A 5,003-nucleotide genomic window follows, 5' to 3' on the forward strand; every position below is an offset into this window, starting at 1 on the left:
GATTGACATGTTATTGAAAGAAAAAGAACAGTCAGAGAAGACAACAGGTCTATCTGCCTGGAAAGCTTCGGGCTATTAGTACTACTCGGCTTTGGTCTCTCAACCTTTACACCTATAGCCTATCAACGTTGTCATCTACAACGACCCTGTAAGGAAGTCTCATCTCGTGGCTAGTTTCGCACTTAGATGCTTTCAGCGCTTATCTATTCCCGACGTAGCTACCCAGCCGTACACCTGGCGGCATAACTGGTTCACCAGCGGTCAGTCCATCCCGGTCCTCTCGTACTAAGGACAGATCCACTCAAACTTCCAACGCCCACAACAGATAGGGACCGAACTGTCTCGCGACGTTCTGAACCCAGCTCGCGTGCCACTTTAATGGGCGAACAGCCCAACCCTTGGGACCTTCTCCAGCCCCAGGATGTGACGAGCCGACATCGAGGTGCCAAACCTCCCCGTCGATATGAGCTCTTGGGGGAGATCAGCCTGTTATCCCCAGCGTACCTTTTATCCTTTGAGCGATGGCCCTTCCATACAGAACCACCGGATCACTATGTCCGTCTTTCGACCCTGCTCGGCTTGTAGGCCTCACAGTCAAGCAAGCTTATGCCATTGCACTCCTCGTACGGTTACCAAGCGTACTGAGCTTACCTTTGAAAGCCTCCGTTACCTTTTTGGAGGCGACCACCCCAGTCAAACTACCCACCAAACAATGTCCTCGACATGATCGAGTTAGAAACCGAATACAGAAAGGGCGGTATTTCAAGGTTGATTCCATGACTCCTGGCGAAGCCACTTCAACATCTCCCGCCTATCCTACACATCCTGTACCCAATTTCAATGTTAAGCTATAGTGAAGGTGCATGGGGTCTTTCCGTCCCGTTGCGGGTAATCGGCGTCTTCACCGATACCACAATTTCACCGAGCTCATGGCTGAGACAGCGCCCAGATCGTTACACCATTCGTGCAGGTCGGAACTTACCCGACAAGGAATTTCGCTACCTTAGGACCGTTATAGTTACGGCCGCCGTTTACTGGGGCTTCGATTCAATGCTTCTCTTGCGATGACATCCCCTCTTAACCTTCCAGCACCGGGCAGGTGTCAGGCCTTATACCTCATCTTTCGATTTTGCAAAGCCATATGTTTTTGCTAAACAGTCGCCTGGGCCTTTTCACTGCGGCTGCTCCTCTCAGAGACAGCGCCCCTTCTCCCGAAGTTACAGGGCCATTTTGCCGAGTTCCTTAGCCATGACTCACTCGAGCACCTTAGGATTCTCTCCTCGACTACCTGTGTCGGTTTACGGTACGGGTTTTCTTTACCTGAAGCTTAGCGGGTTTTCTTGGAAGTCTGATTACCTGCTCTATCTGCGCCGCCGAAGCTTTGCAGTACTATTGGGTTTCAGCAGGGTCGGCGGATTTGCCTACCGTCCCTATACCTACGCCTTTTAACGGACTATTCCGTCAGTCCGCGGCAGTGTCACTACTCCGTCACCACATCGCAGTAAAGAAAAGTATGGGAATATTAACCCATTGTCCATCGGCTTGCTCCGTTCGGATGCGCCTTAGGTCCCGACTAACCCTGATCCGATTAGCGTTGATCAGGAAACCTTAGTCTTTCGGTGGGCGGGTTTCTCACCCGCCTTATCGTTACTTATGCCTACATTTGCTTTTCTATAATCTCCACACTACATCACCATAGTGCTTCTCCGACGATAGAATGCTCCCCTACCAGATGCATTTACATGCAAATCCATAGCTTCGGTAGTAATCTTGATGCCCGTTTATTATCCACGCCCGGTCGCTCGACTAGTGAGCTGTTACGCACTCTTTAAATGAATGGCTGCTTCCAAGCCAACATCCTAGCTGTCTGGGCAACCGGACCTCGTTAGTTCAACTTAGACTACATTTGGGGACCTTAGCTGATGGTCTGGGTTCTTTCCCTCTCGGCCTTGGACCTTAGCACCCAAAGCCTCACTGCCGATTATATTTAATAGCATTCGGAGTTCGTCTGGATTTGGTAGGATTTGACTCCCCCGCACCCAATCGGTAGCTCTACCTCTATTAAACTCTACATCGACGCTGTTCCTAAAAACATTTCGGGGAGTACGAGCTATTTCCCAGTTTGATTGGCCTTTCACCCCTACCCTCAGGTCATCCGGAAACTTTTCAACGTTTATCGGTTCGGTCCTCCACTGTGTGTTACCACAGCTTCAACCTGCCCAAGGGTAGATCACAAGGTTTCGCGTCTACCTCTACTGACTATACGCCCTGTTCAGACTCGCTTTCGCTGCGGCTGCGTGGCTGAACCACTTAACCTTGCCAGTAAAGAGTAACTCGTAGGCTCATTATGCAAAAGGCACGCTGTCACAGAATCGCTCTGCTCCAACCGCTTGTAAGCACACGGTTTCAGGTTCTTTTCACTCCCCTGTTCGGGGTTCTTTTCATCTTTCCCTCACGGTACTGGTCCACTATCGGTCTCTCAGGAGTATTTAGCCTTACCAGATGGTGCTGGCAGATTCAAGCAGGATTCCTCCGGTCCCGCCCTACTCAGGATACCACTATGCTGTCATTCTTTACCTGTACGGGGCTGTCACCCATATCGCGCAGTTTCCCACCTGCTTCCAGTTCATAGCGACAATGCAATGTCGTGGTCCTACAACCCCCAGTATGCCGTAACATATTGGGTTTGGGCTCTTTCGTGTTCGCTCGCCACTACTTACGAAATCATTGTTATTTTCTCCTCCTACGCTTACTTAGATGTTTCAGTTCGGCGCGTTCGCGTATTATACGACTGTTCTTCAAACAGCCAGGTTGCCCCATTCGGAAATCCACGGATCAAGTCACATTTGCTGATCCCCGTGGCTTATCGCAGCTTATCACGTCCTTCATCGCCTCTGAGAGCCTAGACATCCCCCGTGTGCCCTTATTTACTTTCTTCTCTCGCATAGCCCTTTTGCTACTATGGAGATGCTTTGACTAATCGTGCCTGCGCACTTTCATCCCTATTGTCTTCTCTTGTGTTTTTTTTCTTTCAATATGTCAAAGAACTCTTTTTCCCAGGCACATCGCTAATGGCTTTTGGCTATTCGCTAAAAGCTATACGCTATATGCTGAAAATCGTGGAGAATAACGGATTCGAACCGTTGACCCCCTGCGTGCAAGGCAGGTGCTCTAGCCAGCTGAGCTAATTCCCCGAAATATCGTAGTCCCGAGCAGATTTGAACTGCTGACCCCTACATTATCAGTGTAGTGCTCTAACCAACTGAGCTACGGGACTAGCTTGTATATCTCTATCTCTCTCGGCACTCCACCGGGGTGGGTACTGTCTTCTTACTTTCTGTTAATAATCATGTGTGTACGTAACGAGATCCGGTCCCGAATGCTCTAGAAAGGAGGTATTCCAGCCGCACCTTCCGGTACGGCTACCTTGTTACGACTTAGCCCCAATTATCGGTTTTGCCCTGACACGCTCCTTGCGGTTACATGCTTTAGGCACCCCCAACTTTCATGGCTTGACGGGCGGTGTGTACAAGGCCCGGGAACGTATTCACCGCGTCATTGCTGATACGCGATTACTAGCGAATCCAACTTCACGGGGTCGAGTTGCAGACCCCGATCCGAACTGTGAATGGCTTTTCGAGATTGGCATCACATTGCTGTGTAGCTGCCCGCTGTACCATCCATTGTAGCACGTGTGTAGCCCCGGACGTAAGGGCCATGATGACTTGACGTCGTCCCCACCTTCCTCACTGCTTACGCAGGCAGTCTGTTTAGAGTCCCCATCATTACATGCTGGCAACTAAACATAGGGGTTGCGCTCGTTGCGGGACTTAACCCAACACCTCACGGCACGAGCTGACGACAGCCATGCAGCACCTAGTTTCGTGTCCCGAAGGACTGGGACGTCTCTGTCCCATTCACTAACTTTCAAGCCCGGGTAAGGTTCCTCGCGTATCATCGAATTAAACCACATGCTCCTCCGCTTGTGCGGGCCCCCGTCAATTCCTTTGAGTTTCACCCTTGCGGGCGTACTCCCCAGGTGGATAACTTAACGCTTTCGCTAAGACGCTAACGGTGTATCGCTAACATCGAGTTATCATCGTTTAGGGCGTGGACTACCAGGGTATCTAATCCTGTTTGATCCCCACGCTTTCGTGCATCAGCGTCAATAATGGCTTAGATAGCTGCCTTCGCAATCGGAGTTCTGAGACATATCTATGCATTTCACCGCTACTTGTCTCATTCCGCCATCTTCAACCACATTCAAGCCCATCAGTATCAAAGGCACTGCGACAGTTGAGCTGCCGTATTTCACCCCTGACTTAATGGGCCGCCTACGCACCCTTTAAACCCAATAAATCCGGATAACGCTCGGATCCTCCGTATTACCGCGGCTGCTGGCACGGAGTTAGCCGATCCTTATTCTTCAGGTACATTCAGCTTCCTACACGTAGAAAGGTTTATTCCCTGACAAAAGCAGTTTACAACCCATAGGGCAGTCGTCCTGCACGCGGCATGGCTGGTTCAGAGTTCCCTCCATTGACCAATATTCCTTACTGCTGCCTCCCGTAGGAGTCTGGTCCGTGTCTCAGTACCAGTGTGGGGGATTCTCCTCTCAGAGCCCCTAGACATCGTAGCCTTGGTAAGCCGTTACCCTACCAACTAGCTAATGTCACGCGAGCCCATCCATATCCTATAAATATTTAATTACTGCCCCATGCGGAACTGTAATCTCATGCGGTGTTAATCCGGATTTCTCCGGGCTATACCCCTGATATGGGCAGGTTGCTCACGCGTTACGCACCCGTGCGCCACTCTCACCATCAGTAGCAAGCTACAAATGGATCCCGTTCGACTTGCATGTATTAGGCCTGCCGCTAGCGTTCATCCTGAGCCAGGATCAAACTCTCCATTGTAAAATGAAGTGTAAGACCAAGACTATTTATGAAAATAGAATTGTCTTTATTATAATTTCTGATTCTAGGACCAAATGGCTGATTTTT

Annotated in this window: 2 tRNA genes and 2 rRNA genes; all 4 read right to left on the reverse strand. The window is 50.2% G+C overall.

Features of this window, described 5'->3' with window-relative positions:
- Window positions 1–56: 56 nt before the first annotated feature.
- The 4 genes from G7B20_RS19245 to G7B20_RS19260 all read right to left on the reverse strand — a co-directional run bounded on the left by G7B20_RS19245 (window position 57) and on the right by G7B20_RS19260 (window position 4,916).
- Window positions 57–2,937 (reverse strand): 23S ribosomal RNA (locus G7B20_RS19245).
- Between the two features lie 183 nt (window positions 2,938–3,120).
- Window positions 3,121–3,194, reverse strand: a tRNA-Ala gene (locus G7B20_RS19250).
- A 9-nt stretch (window positions 3,195–3,203) separates the two neighbouring features.
- Window positions 3,204–3,277, reverse strand: a tRNA-Ile gene (locus tag G7B20_RS19255).
- 111 nt (window positions 3,278–3,388) lie between these two features.
- Window positions 3,389–4,916, reverse strand: a 16S ribosomal RNA gene (locus G7B20_RS19260).
- Together the 16S and 23S rRNA genes with 2 tRNA genes alongside form the textbook arrangement of a ribosomal RNA operon.
- Between the last annotated feature and the right edge of the window lie 87 nt (window positions 4,917–5,003).

The organism is Sphingobacterium sp. xlx-96, from assembly GCF_011007365.1.
GTDB classification, from domain to species: Bacteria; Bacteroidota; Bacteroidia; order Sphingobacteriales; family Sphingobacteriaceae; genus Sphingobacterium; species Sphingobacterium luzhongxinii.